This is a genomic window from Streptomyces sp. NPDC027663, assembly GCF_055566415.1.
In genome coordinates, this window is record NZ_JBVHSK010000008.1 from 204,162 (window position 1) to 225,815 (window position 21,654).

Below are 21,654 nucleotides of genomic sequence, written 5' to 3' on the forward strand. Positions count from 1 at the left end.
CGCTGCTTGGAGGCACCCCGGCAGTGCTTTCGTGTGACGATCGTAGGCCTGTGTGGACGACTCGAATGCCAGGACGGTGGTAGTGTGCGCGCCTCGCTGATCCAGATCGCCGTGGACGAGGGCGAATCCGTTGACTCACGGCGGCAGCGGGCCGCCGCGCTCGTGCGGGAACAGGCCGGGGCGGACCTGGTCGTACTGCCCGAGCTCTGGACCACCGGTGCCTTCGCCTACGAGGAGTTCGGCCGCGAGGCCGAGCCGCTCGAAGGGCCGACGTACGAGACGATGGCCAAGGCGGCGAGCGACGCGGGCGTGTGGCTGCACGCCGGCTCCATCCCCGAGCGCGCGGCATCCGGCAGCGGCTCCGCCACGGGGGACGGCTCTCTCTACAACACGACGCTCGTCTTCTCCCCGTCCGGTGAACTGGCCGCGTTCTACCGCAAGATCCACCGCTTCGGTTTCGACAAGGGCGAGGCCGTGCTGATGGACGCGGGCCGCGATCTGGTGACGGTCCGGCTGCCCGGCACCACGCTGGGCGTGGCCACCTGCTACGACCTCCGTTTCCCCGAACTCTTCCGTGGACTGGTCGACGCCGGTGCCGAGACGCTGGTGATCTCGGCGGGCTGGCCCGAGCGGCGACGCGCGCACTGGACGCTGCTGGCTCAGGCGCGGGCGGTGGAGAACCAGGCGTTCGTGCTCGCCTGTGGAACGGCCGGGACCCACGCCGGAGTTCCGCAGGCTGGTCACTCGATCGTGGTGGACCCGTGGGGCGAGGTGCTCGCCGAGGCCGGCGCCGGCGAGGAGGTCCTCACGGTCGACCTCGACCCGGCGAAGGTGGCCGCGACCCGTGAGCAGTTCCCGGCACTGAAGGACCGCGTCCTCGGCCTGGAGCCGCCCCAGCACCGCCGGCGCTAGCCGTCCCGCGCCCTCGCCCGGGCGGTCGGTCCTCCTCTCCGTCGGCCGTGCGCCGGCGCGGTCGGCACTCGCCCCTCGGCCGTACGCCCGGCGGTCAGTCCTCCTCCCCCTCCTTCTCGGCGAGGTGGATCACGCAGACCGCGACCGCGATCAGCAGTGCCGGGTCGGCGTCCTCCCGTACGACGTCCACGCCGTACGTGTCGCGGACGCTCAGCCACCGGCGGGAGATCACCGCGAGGAGTTCGCCGTCGTACTCGACGGCGAACTCCCGGTCCATGATCTTGCCGCTGACGTCCAGTTCGGTGCCGTCCACCAGGGACACCCGGTAGTGGTTGCGCAGCAGGGACAGCCGCTTGCGCTTGATCCGGGCCAGGGCCTCGCCGTCCCGTTCGATCACCATCGTGTCGCGCAGGGCGAACATCTTCTGGTGGATGTCGATCAGGACGTGCCCGTGGGCGTCCTTCAGCTCGAAGGTGTCGCGCAGCCGCATCGCCTTGCCGTCGACGAGGTACACCTTCCGGCCGTGTTCGTCCTCGATCCACCAGTCGTCACCGATGCCGAGGATGCGGTCGCGTACGAGGAATCTCATACCGGTCATGCTTCCCCGGCACCGGTTGATCGTCACGGAACCATCACATTCAGCGCGGAGAAACGTTACTTCAAGTGGGATGTGCCGGTTCGTCAGATCAACGACACCCCGCGCTGCGGTGACACTCCTCCCCTGGCTACAAGGGCGGAGCGGGCTACGAGGCGCACTGGTCGGGCGAGGGCAGCAAGTTCGGCGTGTGTACGACGGGCTTCGCCTGGACGTACAACGGCAGCCCGTACATCGTCAGCGCCGGGCACTGCACCCACAGCGACGGCTACATGGACAGCTGGGACAAGAGCTACCCCGACAACTCCGTCACCGTAGGGTTCGTCGAGGTCGACAACTGGGCGAACGGAAGGGATCGGTCAAGCTCCACGGCCAGAGCTACTACTCGGGTGACCTGACGCTGATCGGGGTCCTCAAGAACAGGGGCTACTCGGTGTCCGCGCGCATATTCAAGAAGGGCAGCACCCTGATGGCGACCGTATCTCCGGTCCCGTCCACGCCGTCCTGACCGGCCGTTTCGCCGATCCGGGCACCTTGAGCCCGGCTCCGTCGACACCTGCGCGGCGTTCGTGGCGCTCGTCATGACGGAGCCGGGCTCTCCGGTTCCCTGACGACGGCCGCTTGCACGGGCACCGCCCCGAACCGCCTGCGGTAGGCCGACGGGCTCAGCCCCGTCTCCCGCCGCAGCCGGGCCCGCAGGTTGGCCGCCGTACCCAGGCCGCTGCGCGCCGCGACGACGTCCAGCCGCTCCTCACCCCGCTCGATCAGCCGGCACGCCAGTGCCACGCGCTCCCCGGTGAGCCAGGCCAGCGGGGTCGTACCCAACTGGGAGCGGAAACGGCGGTGGAGCGTGGCGGGACTGACCGCCGCGCGGGCCGCCAGGCCGGCCACCGTCAGCGGCTCGCCCAGCCGTTCCTGCGCCCAGGCCAGCAGCGGCCCGAGCGACTCGTCCGGCACCGCGGGCACGGGCCGCTCCACGAACTGCCGTTGGCCGCCGTCGCGGTGCGCGGCGAAGACCAGCCGCCGGGAGACGTGGTTGGCGATCTCCACGCCGTGGTCCCGGCGCACCAGGTGCAGGCCGAGGTCGAGCGCGGAGGCGCTGCCCGAGGCGGTGAGGATGTCGCCGTCGTCCACGAAGAGCACGTCCGGCTCCAGGCGCACCTGCGGGAACCGGGCCCGGAAAGCATCCGCCCACATCCAGTGACAGGCCGCCCGGCGCCCGTCCAGCAGTCCGGCCTCCGCGAGCGTGAACGCGCCCGAGCAGAAGCCGACGAGCCGGGCGCCCCGCGCGTGTGCCCGGCGTACCACCTCCAGGACGCGCTCCGAGCGGGGCACCTCGGTGTCCGGCCGGTTCGGCACGATCAGCGTGTCGGCGGACTCGGCGGCCTCCAGCCCGGCGACCCCGGTGAGCGTGAAGAAGCCGTCCCGCATCCGGATCTCCGGGTCGGCCGCGCACAGCCGGAAGTCGTACAGCTCCCGCCCCAGCTCCGGCCGCGCAAGACCGAAGATCTCGATGGCGCAGCTCATCTCGAAGGGGTTGGAGTTGTCGTCGACCACCAGCACGACACGGTGAGAGGATCGTTGCGGCATATGCGATTTCTAGCACTCGTACGACGGCCCGGCCACCCGCACGATGAGCACATGGAACCGATCTCCCTGAGCGACGCCCTCGCCTCCTTCACCGAGCGGTGGAGCCCCCGCATCGTCACCGCCGTCAACGACTACGACGTGCGCGTGGCGAAGGTCGAGGGCGAGCACGTCTGGCACGTCCACGAACGCACCGACGAGTTCTTCCTCGTCCTCGCCGGTGAACTGCACATCGGCCTGCGCGAACCGGCCGGCGAGCGCACGGTGGTCCTGCCGAAGGGCTCGGTGTTCACCGTCCCGCGCGGCACCGAGCACAAGCCGTACGCGCCCTTGCCCTCCGAGATCCTGGTCTTCGAGCCCACCGGAACCCTGAGCGTCGGCGACCGGCACGACGAGGTCCCGGGCCACGTGGATGCGACGACCGGCCACGCGCTCACCTGACCGGACACCGGAATCCACCGGGGCACCGGGTGCACACGAGGTTCTGCCGCGTCGACTGCCTGCACGTCCTGGACGAACTGCGTGAGCTGGAGGAACACTCCTCGACCCCGCCCGAGCTGCTGCTCAAGGGCGCGGGCGCGGACACGGATCCGTCCCGCGAGGTGGAACTGGACCCAGCCGTCAGTGAGGGCGTGCTGCGCGTCTTTGCGATGGCAGCCGGCTGCGACGACGATCCGGCTGGGGGCACCTCCTGGCCGGAGACCGGAGCAGCGCACCCGGCCTGCCATGTCCACCAGCAGGACTGGGGTGTCCCGGTCAGGCTCACCGAGGGCGGGGCGGGCCGCCTGCCGCTCGTCCTGGCGGGCATGGACGAGCAGGAGGCGGCGCCTCAGACGCCGTAGCCGTCGCTGTAGCCGTCGACGCGGTGGGTGTGGTGGTGGTGAGGCTCCTCCTCCACCACCGGTGTCGTCGGCGGGACCACGACCCGCCGGCGCCGTGCGATGCCGCTGAAGGTGGCCACTCCGATCAGACCCACGGCCATCAGGATCAGGCCGACGACCGTGAGGTTGACGCCCTGCATGTCCCAGTCGGTCGCGAACGTCAGAATGGCCCCCACGGCGATGAGGATGATGCATCCGCCGAGACCCATGAGGCTTCGCCTCCCCTTCCGGTTCCGGAATCTCCGGTGCCGTTCGGGTACCCGGCGAACTGCCGACTAGCCCTCCAGGAACGCCGTCAGTGCGTTCGCCAGCAGGAACGGGTCCTCGGCGCCGCACAGTTCGCGGACGCTGTGCATGGAGAGGATCGCGACGCCGATGTCGACGGTGCGGATGCCGTGCCGGGCCGCGGTGATCGGGCCGATGGTGGTGCCGCACGGCATGGAGTTGTTCGACACGAAGGTCTGGAAGGGCACGTTCGCCTTCTCGCAGGCGGCGGCGAACACCGCGCGGCCCGAACCGTCCGTGGCGTAGCGGTTGTTGACGTTGACCTTGAGGAGGGGGCCGCCGTTGACCCGCGGGTGGTGTGTCGGGTCGTGCCGCTCGGCGTAGTTGGGGTGGACGGCGTGGCCCGTGTCGGAGGACAGGCAGACCGTGCCGGCGAAGGCCCGGGCCCGGTCCTCGAACGAGCCGCCGCGGGCGAACACCGAGCGCTCCAGGACGGATCCGAGCAGCGGGCCGTCCGCGCCGGTGTCCGACTGGGAGCCGTTCTCCTCGTGATCGAAGGCGGCGAGCACGGGGATGCGGGTGAGCGAGGCACCGGAGCCGGCGACGGCGGCGAGCGCGGCGGCGCCGGCGTGCACGGAGAGCAGGTTGTCCATGCGCGGGCCCGCGACCAGCTCCCGGTCCCGGCCGAGGTAGGCCGGCGCCTCCACGGGGTGCGTCATCAGGTCCCAGCCGGCGACCGAGCCGTCCGCGAGCCCGGCCTCCTGCTCCAGGAAGGCGATCAGGTCACCGTCCAGGACATCGCCGCCGAGCCCCCACACCGGCTGCAGATGGCGCTGCTTGTCGAGCTTGAGGCCGTCGGCGGAGACCGAGCGGTCCAGGTGGATGGCGAGCTGGGGCACCCGCAGCAGCGGCCGGTCCACGTTCACCAGGACCGAGGAGCCGTCGCGCAGGGTCAGCCGGCCGGCCAGGCCCAGGTCCCGGTCCAGCCACGAGTTCAGCAGCGGGCCGCCGTAGATCTCCACGGCGACCTGGCGCCAGCCGTGTGCGCCGGTGTCGGGGCGGGGCTTGACCCGCAGGTTCGGGGAGTCGGTGTGTGCGCCGATGATGTGGAACGGGGTGTGCGGCTCGGCGCCCTCGGGGACGTACCAGGCCACGATCGCGCCGCCGCGCAGCACGTACTTGCCGCCGCTCGTGCCGTCCCAGGCGTCCGTCTCGGCGACCTGCCGGAAGCCTGCCTTCTCCAGCCGCTCGGCGGTGTTCGCCACGGCGTGGTACGGCGACGGGCTCGCCGCCAGGAAGGACATCAGGTCGTCGGTGTGGCCGCGGTCGAAGCGGGCGGGTGCGCTCATGGGATTCACCTTAACGACGTGCACGGGCCCGCTCCCGGAAAGAGAGCGGGCCCGTGCGAGGAATCGACGGGGACGTCCGGAACGTCCAGGACGGGGGCGACTAGAAGGCGGCCTCGTCCAGCTCCATGAGGTCCAGCTCGACGGTTCCGGCGACCTTGCGGGCGAGGGTGACGCCCGGCAGGACGTTCGCCGCGAAGAACTTCGCCGCGGCGATCTTGCCGGTGTAGAAGGCCTTGTCCTTGGCGGAGGCCGTGGCGAGCTTCTCGGCGGCGACCGCGGCACCCTTGAGCAGCAGGTAGCCGACGACGACGTCACCGGAGGCCATGAGCAGGCGGGTGGTGTTCAGGCCCACCTTGTAGATGTTCTTGGTGTCCTGCTCGGTGGCGGCGAGGTCGGTCAGCATCAGGCCGACGATCGCCTCCAGCTCCACGGCCGCCTTGGCCAGGTGCTCGCGGGCGCCGGCCAGCTCCTCGCCGCCGGTGCCGAGCGCGAGGAACTTCTTGATGTCCTCGGCGAGGGAGTTCAGCGCGGCGCCCTGGTTGCGGACGATCTTCCGGAAGAAGAAGTCCTGGCCCTGGATGGCCGTGGTGCCCTCGTAGAGGGTGTCGATCTTGGAGTCCCGGATGTACTGCTCGATCGGGTACTCCTGCAGGAAGCCGGAGCCGCCGAAGGTCTGCAGCGACTGGGCGAGCTGCTCGTAGCCCTTCTCGGAGCCGTAGCCCTTGACGATCGGCAGGAGCAGGTCGTTCAGCGCCTCCTCGGCCGAGGCGTCCTCGCCGTTCGCCTCCTTGATCTGGATGGCGTCCTGGATGGAGGCGGTGTGCAGCACGAGGGCGCGCATGCCCTCCGCGTACGCCTTCTGCGTCATGAGCGAGCGGCGCACGTCGGGGTGGTGGGTGATGGTGACCTTGGGCGCGGTCTTGTCCATGAAGTTGGCCAGGTCCGGGCCCTGGACGCGCTCCTTGGCGTACTCCAGCGCGTTGAGGTAGCCGGTGGAGAGCGTGGAGATCGCCTTCGTGCCGACCATCATGCGGGCGAACTCGATGATGCGGAACATCTGGCGGATGCCGTCGTGCTTGTCGCCGATCAGCCAGCCCTTGGCGGGGTGCTGGTCGCCGAAGGTCATCTCGCACGTGTTGGAGGCCTTCAGGCCCATCTTGTGCTCGACGTTGGTGGCGTAGACGCCGTTGCGCTCGCCCAGCTCGCCGGTCTCGAAGTCGAAGAGGTACTTCGGGACGAGGAAGAGGGACAGCCCCTTGGTGCCGGCGCCGGCGCCCTCGGGACGGGCGAGCACGTAGTGGAGGATGTTCTCCGACATGTCGTGCTCACCGGAGGTGATGAAGCGCTTCACGCCCTCGATGTGCCAGGAGCCGTCCTCCTGCTGGACCGCCTTCGTGCGGCCGGCGCCCACGTCCGAGCCGGCGTCCGGCTCGGTGAGGACCATGGTGGAGCCCCACTGCTTCTCGGTGGCGACCTGGGCGATGTGCTTCTGGACCTCGTTGCCCTCCTCGAAGAGGATGCCGGCGAACGCGGGGCCCGAGGAGTACATCCACACGGCCGGGTTGGCGCCCAGGATCAGCTCGGCGTAGGCCCAGATGAGAGAACGGGGCGAGGTGGTGCCGCCGATCTCCTCGGGCAGACCGAGACGCCAGTACTCGGAGTCCATGAAGGCCTGGTAGCTCTTCTTGAAGGACGCCGGGACGGGCGCGGTGTTGGTCTCCGGGTCGAAGACCGGCGGGTTGCGGTCGGCGTCGGCGAAGGACTCGGCCAGCTCGTTCTCGGAGAGGCGGGTCAGCTCCTCCAGGACGCTCTTGGCGGTCTCGACGTCCATCTCCTCGAACGGGCCGGTGCCGTACACCTTGTCGCGCCCCAGTACTTCGAAGAGGTTGAACTCGATGTCGCGGAGATTCGACTTGTAGTGCCCCATGGCGATGGCTCCGTAGAGAGATCGGCGAGGCACTGGCTCCTCGCACCTAGTTCACGTACCAACAAGTAGCTCCGATGATGCTACCCGTCGGTAATAAGAAGCAACCCCTGTCGGCGCAAGTGTGAGATGGGTCTATCCGCGCACGACCGTGAGCAGGGTGGCCCCGGTCCGGCGGCTCGGTGAAAGGCGGGTGACCGCCCGGTATCTCCGCTGCCGGGGAGCGGCGCCCTTGCCGTGCCCCGGTCTCGGTACGCTTGCGCCATGTACGGATACGGCCAGCCGATGGACGGGGGCGCTGCCCAGCAGCAGTACGCCTCGTCGCAGCAGCAGATGCCGGGCGGTGTCGGCGGGTACGGCCAGCAGCCGCCGCTCTACCCGGAGCCGTCCCCTCCCTCGCTCGCGGACGCGGTGCGCGCCTTCACCACCGGGCAGATGGCCGCCGAGGACTTCCAGCAGATCTTCGCCACCTCGAAGGTGTACTGCCCGCGCGGCGACACCCCCGGCTTCCTGGCCCTGCACAACACCCAGCAGCCCGTGATCCCGATGTTCACCTCGCTCAAGGAGCTGCGCCGGTACGCGGGCAAGGAGTCGAAGTACTTCGTCATCACCGGCGCCGAGGTGATCGACCTGCTGCCGACCGGCTACGGCTTCGTCCTGGACATGGAGGGCGAACACCGGATGGTCTTCGACGCGAAGGCGGTCGAGCAGATGGTCGACTTCGCCATGCGCCGCATGTACGGCGGCTGAGGCACCCCAGGCCGAGATCCTGTCGGCGAACCACGGGCCCGGAGGGAATTCCCTCCGGGCCTCTCGTGTTGGGGCTGGCAAGAAGTTCAACGCTCAACTAAAGTGGGCGTACCAAGGAGGTACCCACCATGCCTGCAGTGACCGTCGAGAACCCGCTGACCCTGCCCCGCGTGACCGCTCCCGCCGACGTGGTGGCCCGCCCCGTGCTCGCCGTCACGACGGCCCCGAGCGGGTTCGAGGGCGAGGGCTTCCCGGTGCGCCGGGCGTTCGCCGGGATCAACTACCGCCATCTCGACCCGTTCATCATGATGGATCAGATGGGTGAGGTGGAGTACCAGCCCGGGGAGCCGAAGGGGACCCCGTGGCATCCGCACAGGGGCTTCGAGACCGTCACCTACATCATCGACGGGATCTTCGATCACCAGGACTCCCAGGGCGGTGGCGGCACCATCACCAACGGCGACACCCAGTGGATGACAGCCGGCTCGGGCCTGCTGCACATCGAGGCGCCGCCGGAGCACCTCGTCATGTCCGGCGGCCTCTTCCACGGCCTGCAGCTGTGGGTGAACCTCCCGGCGAAGGACAAGATGATGGCCCCGCGCTACCAGGACATCCGCGGCGGCAACGTCCAGCTGCTCACCTCCCCCGACGGCGGCGCGCTGCTGCGTGTCATCGCCGGTGAGCTGGACGGGCACGCCGGTCCCGGCATCACGCACACCCCGATCACCATGATCCACGCGACTCTCGCCCCCGGCGCGGAGATCACCCTGCCGTGGCGGGAGGACTTCAACGGTCTGGCGTACGTGCTCGCGGGCCGCGGCACCGTGGGTGCCGAGCGGCGTCCGATCCGTCTCGGACAGACCGCGGTCTTCGGCAACGGCGGGGCACTGACCGTCCGCGCGGACGAGAAGCAGGACTCCCACACCCCCGACCTGGAGGTCGTCCTCCTCGGCGGGCAGCCGATCCGTGAACCGATGGCGCACTACGGCCCGTTCGTCATGAACACCAAGGACGAGCTGATGCAGGCCTTCGAGGACTTCCAGAAGGGCCGGCTCGGCACGATTCCCGCGGTGCACGGCATGACCGAGGGCGGAATCTGACCCGTCGGCGCCCGGTCGGCCGGTGCTCCGGCCGGGCCGTGCAGCGGGTCTGCCGGTCACGGTCGCTTCGCCACTGACGCCGGGCGGACTCACCCGCCCGGCCCCGTGCCGCAGGACAGCCGGCGGGGTTCATGATCGGGTGGACGCGTGTCGCTCCTGCCCGCTCCCGTTCGCCGGTTCGCCGCCTGGTGTGCCGTACTGCTGCTCGCCGCCGGGTTGGGCTGGGTCGGTGTGCGGCTGTGCGGGGAGCTGCGTACGGCCGTCATCCCGGTGCTGCTCGCGCTGCTCGGGACCGCGCTGCTCGGACCGCTGTACCGGAGTCTGGTGCGGGCCGGGGTGCAGCGGTCGCTGGCGGCCGGGCTCACCTGTATCGCCGTGGTGGCCGTCGTCGGTGGTGCCGTCTACATCGTCGTGGCCGCCCTCATCGACAACGGCGGGCAGATCGTCTCCTCGCTCCGGGAGGCCGCCAAGGCCGTCTCACGGCACTTCGGTGCCGCAGGGACCGGACTCGACGACCTTGCCGCCAACTCGGGCGAGCTGCTGCGCAGGTTCGGCGGGACGGCCGCCTCCAACGTCATCAGCGGGGTCAGCGTCGTCGCCGAGAGCATCGCCATGGCCGTGCTCGCGCTGCTGCTCGTCTTCTTCTTCCTGCGCGACTCCCACCGGATCGTCGGCGCCGTGCGCTCCCTCGCGCCCGGCGGCACCGCCGACACCGTGGAGGCCGTCGGCCGGCGCGCCTTCGCGGCGGTGGAGGGGTTCATGCGCGGTACGACCTTCATCGCCCTCATCGACGCCCTGTGCATCACCGTCGGCCTGCTGATCCTGCGGGTGCCCGGCGCGGTCGGGCTCGGCGCGCTGGTCTTCGTCGCCGCCTACATCCCCTATCTCGGCGCCTTCCTCTCCGGCGCGGTGGCCGTGCTGGTCGCCCTCGCCGACCGGGGCTTCGTCATCGCGCTGTGGGCGCTCGGGGTGGTGCTCGCCGTGCAGGTGCTGGAGGGGCATGTGCTGCAGCCGGTGATCCAGAGCCGGACCGTGCAGATGCATCCGGCCGTGGTGATGGTGACGATCACGGGGGGCGCCTCCGTCGCCGGCATCCTCGGCATGCTCCTCGCGGTCCCGCTGACGGCGGCGGCCTTCGGGGTCGGGGCGGAACTGAGGGACCGTTACGCCACGTCCTCCGGCACATCGTCCTCCGGCACATCGTCCTCCGGTACATCGTCCTCCGGCACACCGTCTTCCGACGCCCCGGACTCCGATACGCCGGACTCCGACTTCCCGGACTCGTAGAGCTCGAACCAGATGCTCTTGCCCTCGCCCCGCGGGTCGACCCCCCACGCGTCCGCAAGGATTTCGATCAGCATCAGGCCACGGCCGGAGGAGGCAAGTTCGCCGGGGCGGCGCCGGTGCGGCAGGTCGTCGCCGGTGTCGAAGACCTCCACCCGCAGCCGCCGTCCGCCGCCCTCACCCGTGACCTCGGCGAGCAGCAGCGCGTCGGCGTCGGTGTGCACCAGCACGTTGGTGACCATCTCCGAGACCAGCAGCACCGCCGAGTCCAGCTGGTCGGCCGACGCCCAGTCGTGCAGCAGCTCCCGCAGGTGCTGGCGGGCCTCGGCGATCCGGTCCGGCTCGTCCTGCGCCACCGACAGCAGGGTGCGCCGCACCGTCGGCCGCACGCCGACGGTGGCGCCGCAGCCGCAGCCCTCTCCCGGCCGGCACAGCAGCAGCAGCGCGATGTCGTCCTCGCGCCGGTCGGCCAGCGGGCCGGGAGTGTGGTGCGACGACGGGCCGTGCACGCCCTGGACCAGGTCGTCGGCCAGTGACTCCAGGTCGTCCCGGTGGTCCTCCAAAATCGCGCGCAGCCGCCGCCAGCCGCTCTCCATGTCATGGCCGCCGGTCTCGATCAGGCCGTCGGTGCACAGCATCAGCGTCTCGCCGGGTTCGAGGGAGAACCGGGTCGTCGGGTAGTCGGCGTCCGGGTCGAGGCCCAGTGGCAGCCCGCCCGCGGTCGGCCGCATCATCACCGTGCCGTCGGCCATCCGGATCACCGGGTGCGGGTGCCCGGCGCGGGCGATCTCCAGCGCCCCCGACGCCGGGTCGGTCTCCGCGTACAGGCAGGTCGCGAAGCGCAGGTCGGCCATGTGCTCGTCGTGCGTGATGCCGTGCAGGAAGCGGGAGGCGCGGGAGAGGACGGCGTCCGGGCGGTGGCCCTCCGAGGCGTAGGCGCGCAGCGCGATCCGCAGCTGGCCCATGAGACCGGCCGCGCGCACGTCATGGCCCTGGACGTCCCCGATGACCAGCGCGAACCGGCCGGAGGGCAGCGGGATCATGTCGTACCAGTCGCCGCCGACCTGGAGTCCGCCGCCGGTCGGGATGTACCGGGCGGCGACCTTCATGCCCGGGATCTCCGGGCCCAGCGACGGCAGCATGGAGCGCTGCAGGCCGTCCGTCAGCTCCCGCTCGGACTCGGCGGCACCGGCCCGGGACAGCGCCTGGGCGAGCATCCGGGCGACCGTGGTCAGCACGGCCCGCTCGTCGGGCGTGAACGCGACCGGATAGGTGAAGGCCGCCATCCAGGCGCCCATCGTGCGCCCGGCCACGGTCAGCGGCAGGAACGCCCAGGAGCGGCGCCCGAAGACCCGGGCGAGCGGCCAGGTGACCGGGTAGCGCTGCTTGTACTCCTCGGGCGAGGAGAGATAGACGGCCCGGCCGGTGCGGACGACCTCGGCGGCCGGGTAGTCGGTGTGCAGCGGCATGTGCGAGAAGGGGTTCATGGTGCCGGGCTGGTGCCCGTGCTGGCCGGTGATCGTCAGCCGGTCGCCCTCCACCCCGAACACCACGAGCCCGTCCGGCGAGAACCCCGGCATGGACAGGGCGCCGGCGACCCGCAGCACCTCCGCCGTGGACCGCGCCTCCGCCAGCGCCCGGCCCGCGTCCAGCAGGAAGGCCTCCCGTGAGCGCCGCCAGTCCCCGGTGACCGCGCTGCGGCCCGCCGCCGTGCCCGGGGTCGGCTCGGTCACCTCCTGGAGGGTGCCGATCAGCTCGTAGGCCTGGTGATCGGGGTCGTAGGAGGGCTTGGAGCGGCTGCGGACGACACGCAGGATCTGCCCGTCACCGTCCATGATCCGGATGCGCACCTCGGCGAGGGTGCCCTCGGCGACCGCGAGGCGGACCACGCCGGTGATCTCGTTCCAGTCGACCGGGTGCAGCCGGGCCCGGGCCTGGGCCTCCGTGAGGGCGGCCGGCTCCGGGGGAAGTCCGAGCAGCCGCGCCGCCTCCGCGTCCACGGTGACCAACCCGGCGGCGGTGTCCCAGTGCCACAGCCCGGTTGCGAGGGCGCCGAGGACGTCCTCGACGGACGGCAGCGGCTCGCCTGTGCGCATTGCCCTACTTTATGAAGATCAGATCGATAAGTGCCACTGTAAGAAGATCTGAGGGGGAAGAGCTGCTGTTGTAGGTGCGGCCGAACACGGGGAGCAGGTGCGGCCGAACACGGGGGGCAGCCGCCGCCGGACGCGGGGGGCCGGTGCCGGGCGTGCCGGGGAAATGGTGGGGAGGCGATCTTGGCGTGCCCGGTACCCTTGATGGGTCCGGGCCCCGTGCCCGTTCCCGCCGGTCCGCAGAGCCGGCAGGAGAAACCCCACCACGAAGGACGATGAACGACGATGCATCGGTACAGGTCCCACACCTGCGGCCAGCTCCGCGCCTCTGACGTCGGCACCGACGTCCGGCTGAGTGGCTGGCTGCACAATCGGCGCGACCTGGGCGGCATCCTCTTCATCGATCTGCGCGACCACTACGGCATCACGCAGCTGGTCGCCCGCCCCGGCACGCCCGCGTACGAGGCGCTGGACAAGATCTCCAAGGAGTCCACGGTCCGCATCGACGGCCGCGTCGTTTCACGTGGAACCGAGAACGTGAACCCCGACCTGCCCACGGGTGAGATCGAGGTCGAGGTCGCCGACGTCGAGCTGCTCGGTTCGGCCCAGCCGCTGCCCTTCACCATCAACGCCGAGGACGGGGTCAACGAGGAGCGGCGCCTGGAGTACCGCTTCCTGGACCTGCGCCGCGAGCGCATGCACCGCAACATCATGCTGCGTACGGCGGTCATCTCGGCGATCCGTCACAAGATGACGGCGCTGGGCTTCAACGAGATGGCGACGCCGATCCTGTCCGCCACCTCCCCCGAGGGCGCCCGTGACTTCGTGGTGCCGTCCCGCCTGAACCCCGGCAAGTTCTACGCGCTGCCGCAGGCCCCGCAGCAGTTCAAGCAGCTGCTGATGATCTCCGGCTTCGACCGCTACTTCCAGATCGCGCCCTGCTTCCGCGACGAGGACGCCCGCGCCGACCGCTCGCCGGGCGAGTTCTACCAGCTCGACGTCGAGATGAGCTTCGTCGAGCAGGAGGACGTCTTCCAGCCGATCGAGCAGCTGATGACCGAGCTGTTCGAGGAGTTCGGCAACGGCCGTCATGTGACGTCCCCCTTCCCGCGGATCCCGTTCCGCGAGGCGATGCTCAAGTACGGCTCGGACAAGCCGGACCTGCGCGCCAAGCTGGAGCTGGTGGACATCACCGACGTCTTCGAGGGCTCGGAGTTCAAGGCGTTCGCCGGCAAGCACGTGCGTGCCCTGCCGGTCCCGGCCGTCCAGGACCAGCCGCGCAAGTTCTTCGACCAGCTCGGCGAGTTCGCGATCTCGCTGGGCGCGAAGGGCCTGGCCTGGGTCCGCGTCGGCGAGGACGGCGCGCTGTCCGGCCCGATCGCGAAGTTCCTCACCGAGGAGAACGTCGCCGAGCTGACCAAGCGGCTCTCGCTGGCCCCCGGTCACGCCGTGTTCTTCGGCGCGGGCGAGTTCGACGAGGTCTCCAAGGTCATGGGCGCGGTCCGTGTCGAGGCGGCCAAGCGGGCCGGCCAGTTCGAGGAGAACGTCTTCCGCTTCTGCTGGATCGTCGACTTCCCGATGTACGAGAAGGACGAGGACACCGGCGCGATCGACTTCTCGCACAACCCCTTCTCCATGCCGCAGGGCGGCCTGGAGGCCCTGCAGACCCAGGACCCGCTGGACATCCTGGGCTGGCAGTACGACATCGTCTGCAACGGCGTCGAGCTGTCCTCCGGCGCGATCCGGAACCACGAGCCGGAGATCATGCTCAAGGCCTTCGAGATCGCGGGCTACGACCGTGAGACCGTCGAGGAGAAGTTCGCCGGCATGCTCCGCGCGTTCCGCTTCGGCGCCCCGCCGCACGGCGGCATCGCCCCGGGCGTGGACCGCATCGTCATGCTCCTCGCGGACGAGCCCAACATCCGCGAGACGATCGCCTTCCCGCTCAACGGCAACGCCCAGGACCTGATGATGGGCGCCCCGACCGAGCTGGACGAGTCCCGCCTGCGCGAGCTGCACCTGAACATCAGGAAGCCGCAGCCGAAGTAGCAAGCCCCGCTGTGCGCGCCTGTCTGTCCTGACTCGCTCTCGACGGCCGGCGCGCACAGCCGTCCCCGGGCCCGGTGACAGCTTGTGCCCCCTACGGCCCCGGAGCATGACCGAAACCTCCGGGACGGGGCAGCTGACGGCCGTCGTCGGCCGCCGTCGTCAGCCGTCCTGCTCGTCGGTCTCGGTGTCCGGGGACGCACCGTCCTCCAGCAGCCGCTCGGCGATGTCGTCGGACCAGCGCTGGGCCCAGGCGCGCAGGGCGGCCACCCCGTCTTCGTCCAGGCCGTACCGGAGGAAGTCACGGTCGGAGTAGAACTCCGTGCCCGTCAGCCGGGACTGGAGGGTGGACAGGTCGAAGGGGTCGTGGGCGTGCCGGCGGCCGAGTTCCTCCAGGGCGGGCAGGGAGAACCGGGCCGCGCAGGCCTGGGCGTCGATGAGGTCGACGGCGGCGCCCCGGTCGTACAGCGCGCGGATCTTCGTGCCGACCGCGTCCTCCAGGGAGAGCGCCGGGCCGTACTCGGTGAGGTCCGGCGGCTGCCAGAACGCCTCCTTGTGCAGCCCGAGCGCGCAGCTGTCGCCGGTCGGCGGGTCCGTGACCGTCAGCTGCGCCGTCCGCGCGGTGACGGCACCCGTCCGCACCTGCCGCCCCCGGGCCTCCAGGGCCGCGCCGACGGCCGCGGCGATGTCCGCCATCGCCGCGGGACTCTCGGTGGCGAGGTCGAGGTCCGCGTGCGGGCGCCGCAACAGTCCGTGGGCCTGCAGGGCGTAGCCACCGGCCAGGACCAGACCGTGCGGGCCGCCCGCCGGGACGACGTCCGCCAGTAGCCGGTGATGGGGTTCGGGGATGTCCACGGGATGATTTTTCCGGCTTCCTGCCACACATGCGCGACGACGGGGTTCACGGAGGTGCCCGAAGGCCTCGCCGGCGTGCCGAAGCAGGCGGGGACCGTACGCGCGAGGGCGCCGAGCCCGTCGGCTCGGCGCCGTCTCACGTGGACGGGTCCTCGGTCAGCCTTCCTCGCCGCCGAAACGCTCCTTGTACGTGGCCAGGTCCTCGTCCGTCAGCTTGGCGAACAGGACCGGCGGGACCGTGAACGGGGTGCCGGACGGGACGGCGGCCAGGGCCTTCGCCTCCTCGGCGGTGACCCAGACGGCGGTGTCCTGCGCCAGGGAGAACACCTCCCGCATGACCTTGGCCGTCGCCGGGATGAACGGCTCGGAGACCACCGCGTACAGGTGGATCAGGTTCATGGCCGTACGCAGCGTGAGGGCCGCGCCGTCCTTGTTCGTCTTGATCTCCAGCCAGGGGGCCTTCTCCTCCAGGTAGGAGTTGCCGGCCGACCACAGGGCACGAAGGGCCGCCGCCGCCTTGCGGAACTGGAGGGCCTCCATGTGCTCCTCGTACTCCGCGAGCAGGCGGGCGATCTCCTCGCCCAGCTTCGCCTCCGCCTCGCCGGGCTCACCGCCGGCCGGGACCTCCTCGCCGAAACGCTTCCTGGAGAAGGACAGGACGCGGTTGACGAAGTTGCCGAGGGTGTCGGCGAGGTCCTTGTTGACCGTGGCCGTGAAGTGCTCCCAGGTGAAGGACGAGTCGTCCGACTCCGGGGCGTTGGCGATCAGGAAATAGCGCCAGTAGTCCGCCGGGAGGATCTCCAGGGCCTGGTCGGTGAAGACGCCCCGCTTCTGCGAGGTGGAGAACTTGCCGCCGTAGTACGTCAGCCAGTTGAAGGCCTTGACGTAGTCGACCTTCTTCCACGGCTCGCGCACGCCCAGCTCGGTGGCCGGGAACATCACCGTGTGGAACGGGACGTTGTCCTTGGCCATGAACTCGGTGTAGCGCACGGTCTCGTCGGCGTCGTACCACCACGCCTTCCAGTCCCGGTTCTCCGGGTCCTGGTCGGCCCACTCCTTCGTCGCGCCGATGTACTCGATCGGGGCGTCGAACCAGACGTAGAAGACCTTGCCCTCGGCGGCCAGCTCCGGCCAGGTGTCCGCCGGGACCGGGACGCCCCAGTCCAGGTCACGCGTGATCGCGCGGTCGTGCAGGCCCTCGTTCAGCCACTTGCGGGCGATGGAGGAGGCCAGCTGCGGCCAGTCGTCCTCGTGCCGGGCGACCCAGGCCTCGACCTCGTGCTGCAGCTTGGACTGGAGCAGGAAGAGGTGCTTGGTCTCGCGGACCTCCAGGTCCGTGGAGCCGGAGATCGCCGAGCGCGGGTTGATCAGGTCGGTCGGGTCCAGCACACGGGTGCAGTTCTCGCACTGGTCGCCGCGGGCCTTGTCGTAACCGCAGTGCGGGCAGGTGCCCTCGACATAGCGGTCCGGCAGGAAGCGTCCGTCGGCCGGGCTGTAGACCTGGCGGATCGCCCGCTCCTCGATGAACCCGTTCTCGTTCAGCTTGCGGGCGAAGTGCTGGGTGATGTCGCGGTTCTCCGGGCTGGAGCTGCGGCCGAAGTAGTCGAAGGCCAGCGCGAAGCCGTCGTAGATGGCCTTCTGGGCGTCGTGCGCCTGCGCGCAGAACTCGGCGACCGGCAGACCCTGCTCCTTGGCGGCCAGCTCGGCGGGGGTGCCGTGCTCGTCCGTCGCGCAGATGTAGAGGACGTCGTGGCCACGCTGGCGGAGGTACCGGGAGTACACGTCCGCCGGGAGCATGGACCCCACCATGTTGCCCAGGTGCTTGATCCCGTTGATGTACGGAAGGGCGCTGGTGATGAGGTGTCGAGCCATCGCGGGCTGCTCCCAGGTCGCTATGTGTACGAACCTTGAAATCGTAGCCGACGTGTGTATGCCGCCCGCCTCCCGTTTTACGGGCTGAGAAGCGGGCGGCACCGGGTGCGCAGAGTCACGAGTCGCGCAGAGTCACGAGGGGTACGGGGCGGGGCCCCCGGAGGGGCCCCCGGGTGGTGCGGCTACGGGCGCCAGTTCGCCAGTACGCCCGCGTACAGCTCGGTGTCCGTCAGCTCGCGGGGGGTGGGGCCCGCGTGGAAGAAGGACGTGTTGTCGGTCTTCAGTTTGCGGAGGTAGTCGAAGGCCTTGTTGTCGTGCTCACCGAACGCGACGAACGAGAAGAACACGGAAGGGTGGTTCTTCGCGGCCTCGGTGAGGGACTGGGTGGCGGGGGTCTTGGCGTCGGGGGCGCCGTCGGTCTGGAAGATCACCAGTGCCGGGGTGCCGGGAGCGGCGTTCTTCTCGTGGTGGGCGAGGACGGCCTCGACGGCGGCGTGGTAGCTGGTACGGCCCATGCGGCCGAGCGAGGCGTGGACGTCGTCGATCTTCGTCTCGTGCTCGGGGGTGAGGGTGAGGTCGGTGGTGCCGTCGACCTCCGTCGAGAAGAAGACGACGTGGACCGTGGCCTCGGGGTCCAGGTGGGCGGCGAGGGCGAGGGTCTGGTCGGCGAGGGCCTGGGCGGAGCCGTCCTTGTAGTACGGGCGCATGCTCGCGGAGCGGTCCAGCACGAGGTAGAGCTTCGCTCGGGTGCCGGTGAGGTCGGTCTTCTTGAGGGTGGCTGTGGCGGCCTTGTAGGCGGTGGTGAGGGAGGGGGTGCGGGACTTGAGGGCGGCGAGGGGGGTGGCGGGCTGCGGCTTGCCGTCCGCGGCCTCGGCTTCGCCTTCGGGGTGCGTGGTTCCACCCGTGCGGGTCGTCTGAGCCGCCGCCTCGGCTTCGCCTTCGGCGTGCGTGGTCCCACCCGTGAGGGTCGCCTGCGCCGCCGCCTCGGCTTCGCCTTCGGCGTCCGTGTTCCCACCCGCACCACCCGTGCGGGTCTCGTTGTCGGGTGCGGGTGCCTCCTGTGGGGCGTCCTCGCCGTCGGCGGCCTGCGGGCCGGTGGGCGCGGTGGTGGACGCGGTGGTGGGTGCTGCGGCGGACGCGGTGGTGGGCGTGCCGGATTCCTCCGCAGCAACCGTCACGTCCTCGGCTGCGGTCTCCGGCTCGTCCTCGGCCGCTGCTGCCGTCTCCGGCTCGGAGTGGGCTGCTGCCTTCGGCTCGAGTTCGGTGGCTGCTTCCGTCTCCGGCTCGGCCGCTGCTGCCGCCTCCGGCTCGGGCTCGGCCGCTGCCTTCGGCTCGGGCTCGTCCTCGGCTGCGGTCTGCGGCTCGGGCTCGGTGGCTGCTTCCGTCTCCGGCTCGGGCTCGGCCGCTGCCTTCGGCTCGGGCTCGGTGGTTGCTTCCGTCTGCGGCTCGGGCTCGGCCGCTGCTGCCGCCTGCGGCTCGGGCTCCGGTGTCGCTTCTGTCTTCGGCTGCTCGTCCGTCGCGTCCGCTTCGGCCTGCGGCTCGGATTCGGCCGCCGCCTTCGCTTCCGGCTGGGTCGCTGCCTCTGCTTCCGGGGTGGGCGTCGCTTCCGCCGGCGGCTGAGGCTCAGCCGGCACGTCTGCTTCCGCGCGCGGCTCGGACTCGGCCGCCGGCTGCTCGGTCTCTTCCTGCCCGGTGCTCTTCTCGGAGCTGTCCTCGGGGTTCAGCTGTTCGGTGCTGGTCCGGGCCGTTTCCGCTGAGTCGGTTGCGGGCGTGGGGTGGGGGACCGTCACCTTGTCGAAGGCCGCTGAGACCAGTTCGTGTTCATCGGAGTCCGACTGGCGGGGCTCCGGGAGCGTCGTCGTCGGTTCGGGGGACGCGGACTGCGCCGGGAGGCGTTCCGCACCCTCCGCTTCGGTGGCTCGTGCCTTGCGTGAGCGGCCGAATGCGTTCCGCAGGAGAGTGAGAATGCCCATGTGCGCAACCCTTCGCGTGAGGTTGTAACCCGTCAATCGCTGGCCAGGACGGACACGTAAGGTTAGCGGCCCCGTATGGCGAGACCGCGTCAGTGTGGGGAGGCGATTGCGCGGGCCGCGGCGACCTCCTGGCGGAGGGGTTCGAGGACGCTGCTCGAGGGGCCGGTGAGGTCGGTGCGGACGGCGATCAGGGTCTCCGCGCTCCGGACGCCCTCGGACAGCTCTCGAAGCTGCAGCGCCACCTGCGCGATCTCGGCGGTGGACGGGTGCGGGGCCCCGTGGCGGACACGCACGCGCGCCGCCGTCGTGGCGTCCACGATGCGTTCCACGGCCACGACCAGCGGCCACCACGCCGCGGCGCGCCGGCCGGTCGGCGGTGGCTCGGTCAGCGCCCGCTGGAACTCGGTGCGGATGACGGAGAGGTCACGGTAGAGGCGTCGGCGCATACGGGCGTGGGCGGAGGGGTCGGGGGTGGGGCCGAAAGCCGTCTCGACGTACGTCGCCGTGTCCGCCACCGCGTCGGCCAGGCGGTCGCCCACGCGGGTGTGCCAGCTCTCCGGCCAGAAGAGGTAGCCCGCGGTCAGGGCGATCGCGCAGCCGAGCAGGGAGTCGTTCAGCCGGGGCAGCAGCAGTGCCGTGCCCTGGTGGTTGAGGATGTCCGAGAGGAGCAGGATCACCGGGGTGATGGCCGCCGTCTGGTAGCCGTAGCCCCGCGGGGTGAGGGCCGGGATGAGGGGGGCCAGGAGGAAGAGGGCCGGCACGTCCCACCAGCCGAGCGGGACCTCGGCCAGGACCACGGCCGCGAGCACCAGGCCGGCCACCGTGCCCAGGGCGCGCAGCAGGGCGCGGGAGAAGACCGAGCCGAAGTCGGGCTTGAGGACGAAGGTGATGGTCAGGGCGACCCAGTAGGAGCGGGGGACGAGGACCAGGGAGACCAGGGCCTGGGCGATTCCGATGCAGACCGCCAGCCGTATGCCGTAGCGCCAGGAGCCGGCGGACAGGACGACGGTGCGTGCCGCGCGTGCCGTGCGGATGCCGAGGGCTGCCGGCCGGCCCAGGCGGTCGTCGATGCCCCGGGGGTCCGCGTCGGGCGCGGTGACGACCTCGGCCGCGTGCCGCAGGGCGTGGTCCACCGCCCGGCCCGTCTCCGTGGTGGGGAGGGGCAGGTGCGGGGGAGTCGGGGGCGTGCCGTCCGACTCCACGGCGTCGGCCAGGCGGTGGACTGCCTCGGGGATCTGCGGGGGGAGCGGGCGGGCTGCCAGGTGGGCCGCGGGGGCCGCCTCGATGACCGGGGTGATCGCGTTCAACCGGGCGAGCATGCGGGTGAGTTCGGGGCTGCGCCCGTGCTGGCGGGCGCGCCGGGCCAGGATCAGGTCGTACGACTGGTTCAGGGACTGGGTGACGGTGCGGCGGGCCTCCTCGTACTCCTCGGTGCGGTCGGTGCCGGCGGTGGCGAGGAGGGCGGCGACCGTTCGGTAGGTTGCCGCGACCGCGGCTCGTTCGGGTATGCCGGCGCGCAGCGGCCAGGCCAGCAGCGCGAGGAGGAGGACCAGCAGGCCGCCGCCGGTCATCAGGGCGGGGGCGAGCCACCAGGGGGAGGGCAGCGGCAGGCCGGCGCCGACCACGCAGTTCAGCAGGAGCAGCAGGCCGGAGACCGAGGCCACCGCGCCGATCGTGGAGATCATGCCGGAGACCAGGGCGACCCCGGTGACGGCGGCCACCGCGTACCAGCCGTGGCCGTAGGCCAGGGTGCCCAGGGTCACGCCGACCGCGCCGAAGAGCTGCGGGACGGCGATGTTGAGGATGCGCATGCGGTAGGCGTCGGCGGTGTCGCCGATGACGCCGGACAGGGCGCCCATGGAGGCCAGGGCGCCGTAGGTGGGGCGGCCGGCGGCGAGACCGAGCGCGAGGGGGAGGGCCATGGCGACGGCGGCGCGTGCCATGGCGGACCGGTTGAGCGGTGCCCGCTCGGGTCTGAGGTTCCGGACCAGCCAGTCGGGAGGGGTGAGGCCGATCGGGAACTCGCGGGACATGCGCCCATTATGGCCGGATTGCGGCGCACGGCCCCGGGCGGGGAGAGACCCTTCACCGCGGGCGGTCCGGGGAGATGAGGGGCGGCTCACAGCCGGCGGTCCGGGGAGATGGGAGACCGTTCACCGCCGGCGGTCCGCAGAGGTGAGAGACCGTTCACCGCACCGTGTGCGGTGT

The 21,654-nt window shown here is 70.9% G+C and carries 16 protein-coding genes and 2 pseudogenes; 8 read left to right on the plus strand and 10 right to left on the minus strand.

Annotation, left to right across the window (positions count from 1 at the left end):
* The first annotated feature begins 84 nt into the window (after positions 1-84).
* Positions 85-912 (plus strand): carbon-nitrogen family hydrolase, encoded by an 828-nt coding sequence (locus ACZ4SF_RS22640; RefSeq protein WP_468387273.1) that lies wholly within the window; start codon positions 85-87, stop codon positions 910-912.
* A 94-nt stretch (positions 913-1,006) separates the two neighbouring features.
* On the opposite strand, the gene ACZ4SF_RS22645 is transcribed toward ACZ4SF_RS22640, so the two are convergent.
* Positions 1,007-1,501 (minus strand): LURP-one-related/scramblase family protein, encoded by a 495-nt coding sequence (locus ACZ4SF_RS22645; protein WP_201835622.1) that lies wholly within the window; start codon positions 1,499-1,501, stop codon positions 1,007-1,009.
* Between the two features lie 194 nt (positions 1,502-1,695).
* Here ACZ4SF_RS22645 and ACZ4SF_RS22650 point away from each other — a divergent pair, with 194 nt between their 5' ends.
* On the plus strand, positions 1,696-1,905 hold the full coding sequence (locus ACZ4SF_RS22650; RefSeq protein ID WP_468387276.1) for a hypothetical protein: 210 nt from the start codon (positions 1,696-1,698) through the stop codon (positions 1,903-1,905).
* 181 nt (positions 1,906-2,086) lie between these two features.
* On the opposite strand, the gene ACZ4SF_RS22655 is transcribed toward ACZ4SF_RS22650, so the two are convergent.
* Entirely contained in the window at positions 2,087-3,097 is a 1,011-nt protein-coding gene (locus ACZ4SF_RS22655) for a helix-turn-helix domain-containing protein (protein ID WP_468387278.1), read from the minus strand.
* A gap of 51 nt (positions 3,098-3,148) precedes the next feature.
* On the opposite strand from ACZ4SF_RS22655, the gene ACZ4SF_RS22660 reads away from it, so the two are divergent.
* A complete protein-coding gene (locus ACZ4SF_RS22660) occupies positions 3,149-3,535 on the plus strand; it encodes a cupin domain-containing protein (RefSeq protein WP_468387281.1) in 387 nt (128 codons plus the stop codon).
* Between the two features lie 98 nt (positions 3,536-3,633).
* Positions 3,634-3,936: pseudogene (locus ACZ4SF_RS22665) on the plus strand (alkyl hydroperoxide reductase); the annotation flags it as partial.
* Here the strand turns inward: ACZ4SF_RS22665 and ACZ4SF_RS22670 are convergent.
* The 3 genes from ACZ4SF_RS22670 to ACZ4SF_RS22680 form a co-directional block, all read right to left on the minus strand.
* The gene (locus tag ACZ4SF_RS22670) at positions 3,924-4,184 is read right to left on the minus strand and encodes a DUF6458 family protein (RefSeq protein ID WP_201835614.1); all 261 of its coding nucleotides are present in this window, start codon (positions 4,182-4,184) and stop codon (positions 3,924-3,926) included. The pseudogene ACZ4SF_RS22665 and the gene ACZ4SF_RS22670 sit on opposite strands and share 13 nt — an antisense overlap.
* Positions 4,185-4,250: 66 nt before the next feature.
* Entirely contained in the window at positions 4,251-5,549 is a 1,299-nt protein-coding gene (locus ACZ4SF_RS22675) for a M18 family aminopeptidase (protein WP_468387285.1), read from the minus strand.
* 100 nt (positions 5,550-5,649) lie between these two features.
* Positions 5,650-7,476, minus strand: a complete 1,827-nt coding sequence (locus ACZ4SF_RS22680; RefSeq protein ID WP_468387288.1) for an acyl-CoA dehydrogenase — start codon at positions 7,474-7,476, stop codon at positions 5,650-5,652.
* Between the two features lie 261 nt (positions 7,477-7,737).
* On the opposite strand from ACZ4SF_RS22680, the gene ACZ4SF_RS22685 reads away from it, so the two are divergent.
* The 3 genes from ACZ4SF_RS22685 (at position 7,738) to ACZ4SF_RS22695 (ending at position 10,610) form a co-directional block, all read left to right on the plus strand.
* Positions 7,738-8,223, plus strand: coding sequence for an SseB family protein (locus ACZ4SF_RS22685; RefSeq protein ID WP_201835608.1), 486 nt, complete (start codon positions 7,738-7,740; stop codon positions 8,221-8,223).
* Positions 8,224-8,351: 128 nt separating this feature from the next.
* Positions 8,352-9,323, plus strand: coding sequence for a pirin family protein (locus ACZ4SF_RS22690; protein ID WP_468387291.1), 972 nt, complete (start codon positions 8,352-8,354; stop codon positions 9,321-9,323).
* Positions 9,324-9,470: 147 nt separating this feature from the next.
* On the plus strand, positions 9,471-10,610 hold the full coding sequence (locus tag ACZ4SF_RS22695) for an AI-2E family transporter (RefSeq protein ID WP_468387293.1): 1,140 nt from the start codon (positions 9,471-9,473) through the stop codon (positions 10,608-10,610).
* Here the strand turns inward: ACZ4SF_RS22695 and ACZ4SF_RS22700 are convergent.
* Positions 10,565-12,703 (minus strand): annotated as a pseudogene (locus tag ACZ4SF_RS22700) (SpoIIE family protein phosphatase); the annotation flags it as partial. The gene ACZ4SF_RS22695 and the pseudogene ACZ4SF_RS22700 sit on opposite strands and share 46 nt — an antisense overlap.
* A gap of 282 nt (positions 12,704-12,985) precedes the next feature.
* On the opposite strand from ACZ4SF_RS22700, the gene aspS reads away from it, so the two are divergent.
* Positions 12,986-14,749, plus strand: coding sequence for an aspartate--tRNA ligase (aspS, locus tag ACZ4SF_RS22705; protein WP_468387296.1), 1,764 nt, complete (start codon positions 12,986-12,988; stop codon positions 14,747-14,749).
* A 159-nt stretch (positions 14,750-14,908) separates the two neighbouring features.
* Here aspS and ACZ4SF_RS22710 read toward each other — a convergent pair whose 3' ends face one another.
* From ACZ4SF_RS22710 to ACZ4SF_RS22725, 4 genes are all read right to left on the minus strand, one after another.
* A complete protein-coding gene (locus ACZ4SF_RS22710) occupies positions 14,909-15,601 on the minus strand; it encodes a hypothetical protein (protein WP_468387299.1) in 693 nt (230 codons plus the stop codon).
* Positions 15,602-15,757: 156 nt separating this feature from the next.
* The gene (gene metG / locus ACZ4SF_RS22715) at positions 15,758-17,473 is read right to left on the minus strand and encodes a methionine--tRNA ligase (RefSeq protein ID WP_468387302.1); all 1,716 of its coding nucleotides are present in this window, start codon (positions 17,471-17,473) and stop codon (positions 15,758-15,760) included.
* 182 nt (positions 17,474-17,655) lie between these two features.
* Positions 17,656-19,446, minus strand: coding sequence for a VWA domain-containing protein (locus ACZ4SF_RS22720; RefSeq protein WP_468387305.1), 1,791 nt, complete (start codon positions 19,444-19,446; stop codon positions 17,656-17,658).
* 89 nt (positions 19,447-19,535) lie between these two features.
* Entirely contained in the window at positions 19,536-21,479 is a 1,944-nt protein-coding gene (locus tag ACZ4SF_RS22725; protein ID WP_468387308.1) for an FUSC family protein, read from the minus strand.
* Positions 21,480-21,654 lie beyond the last annotated feature (175 nt).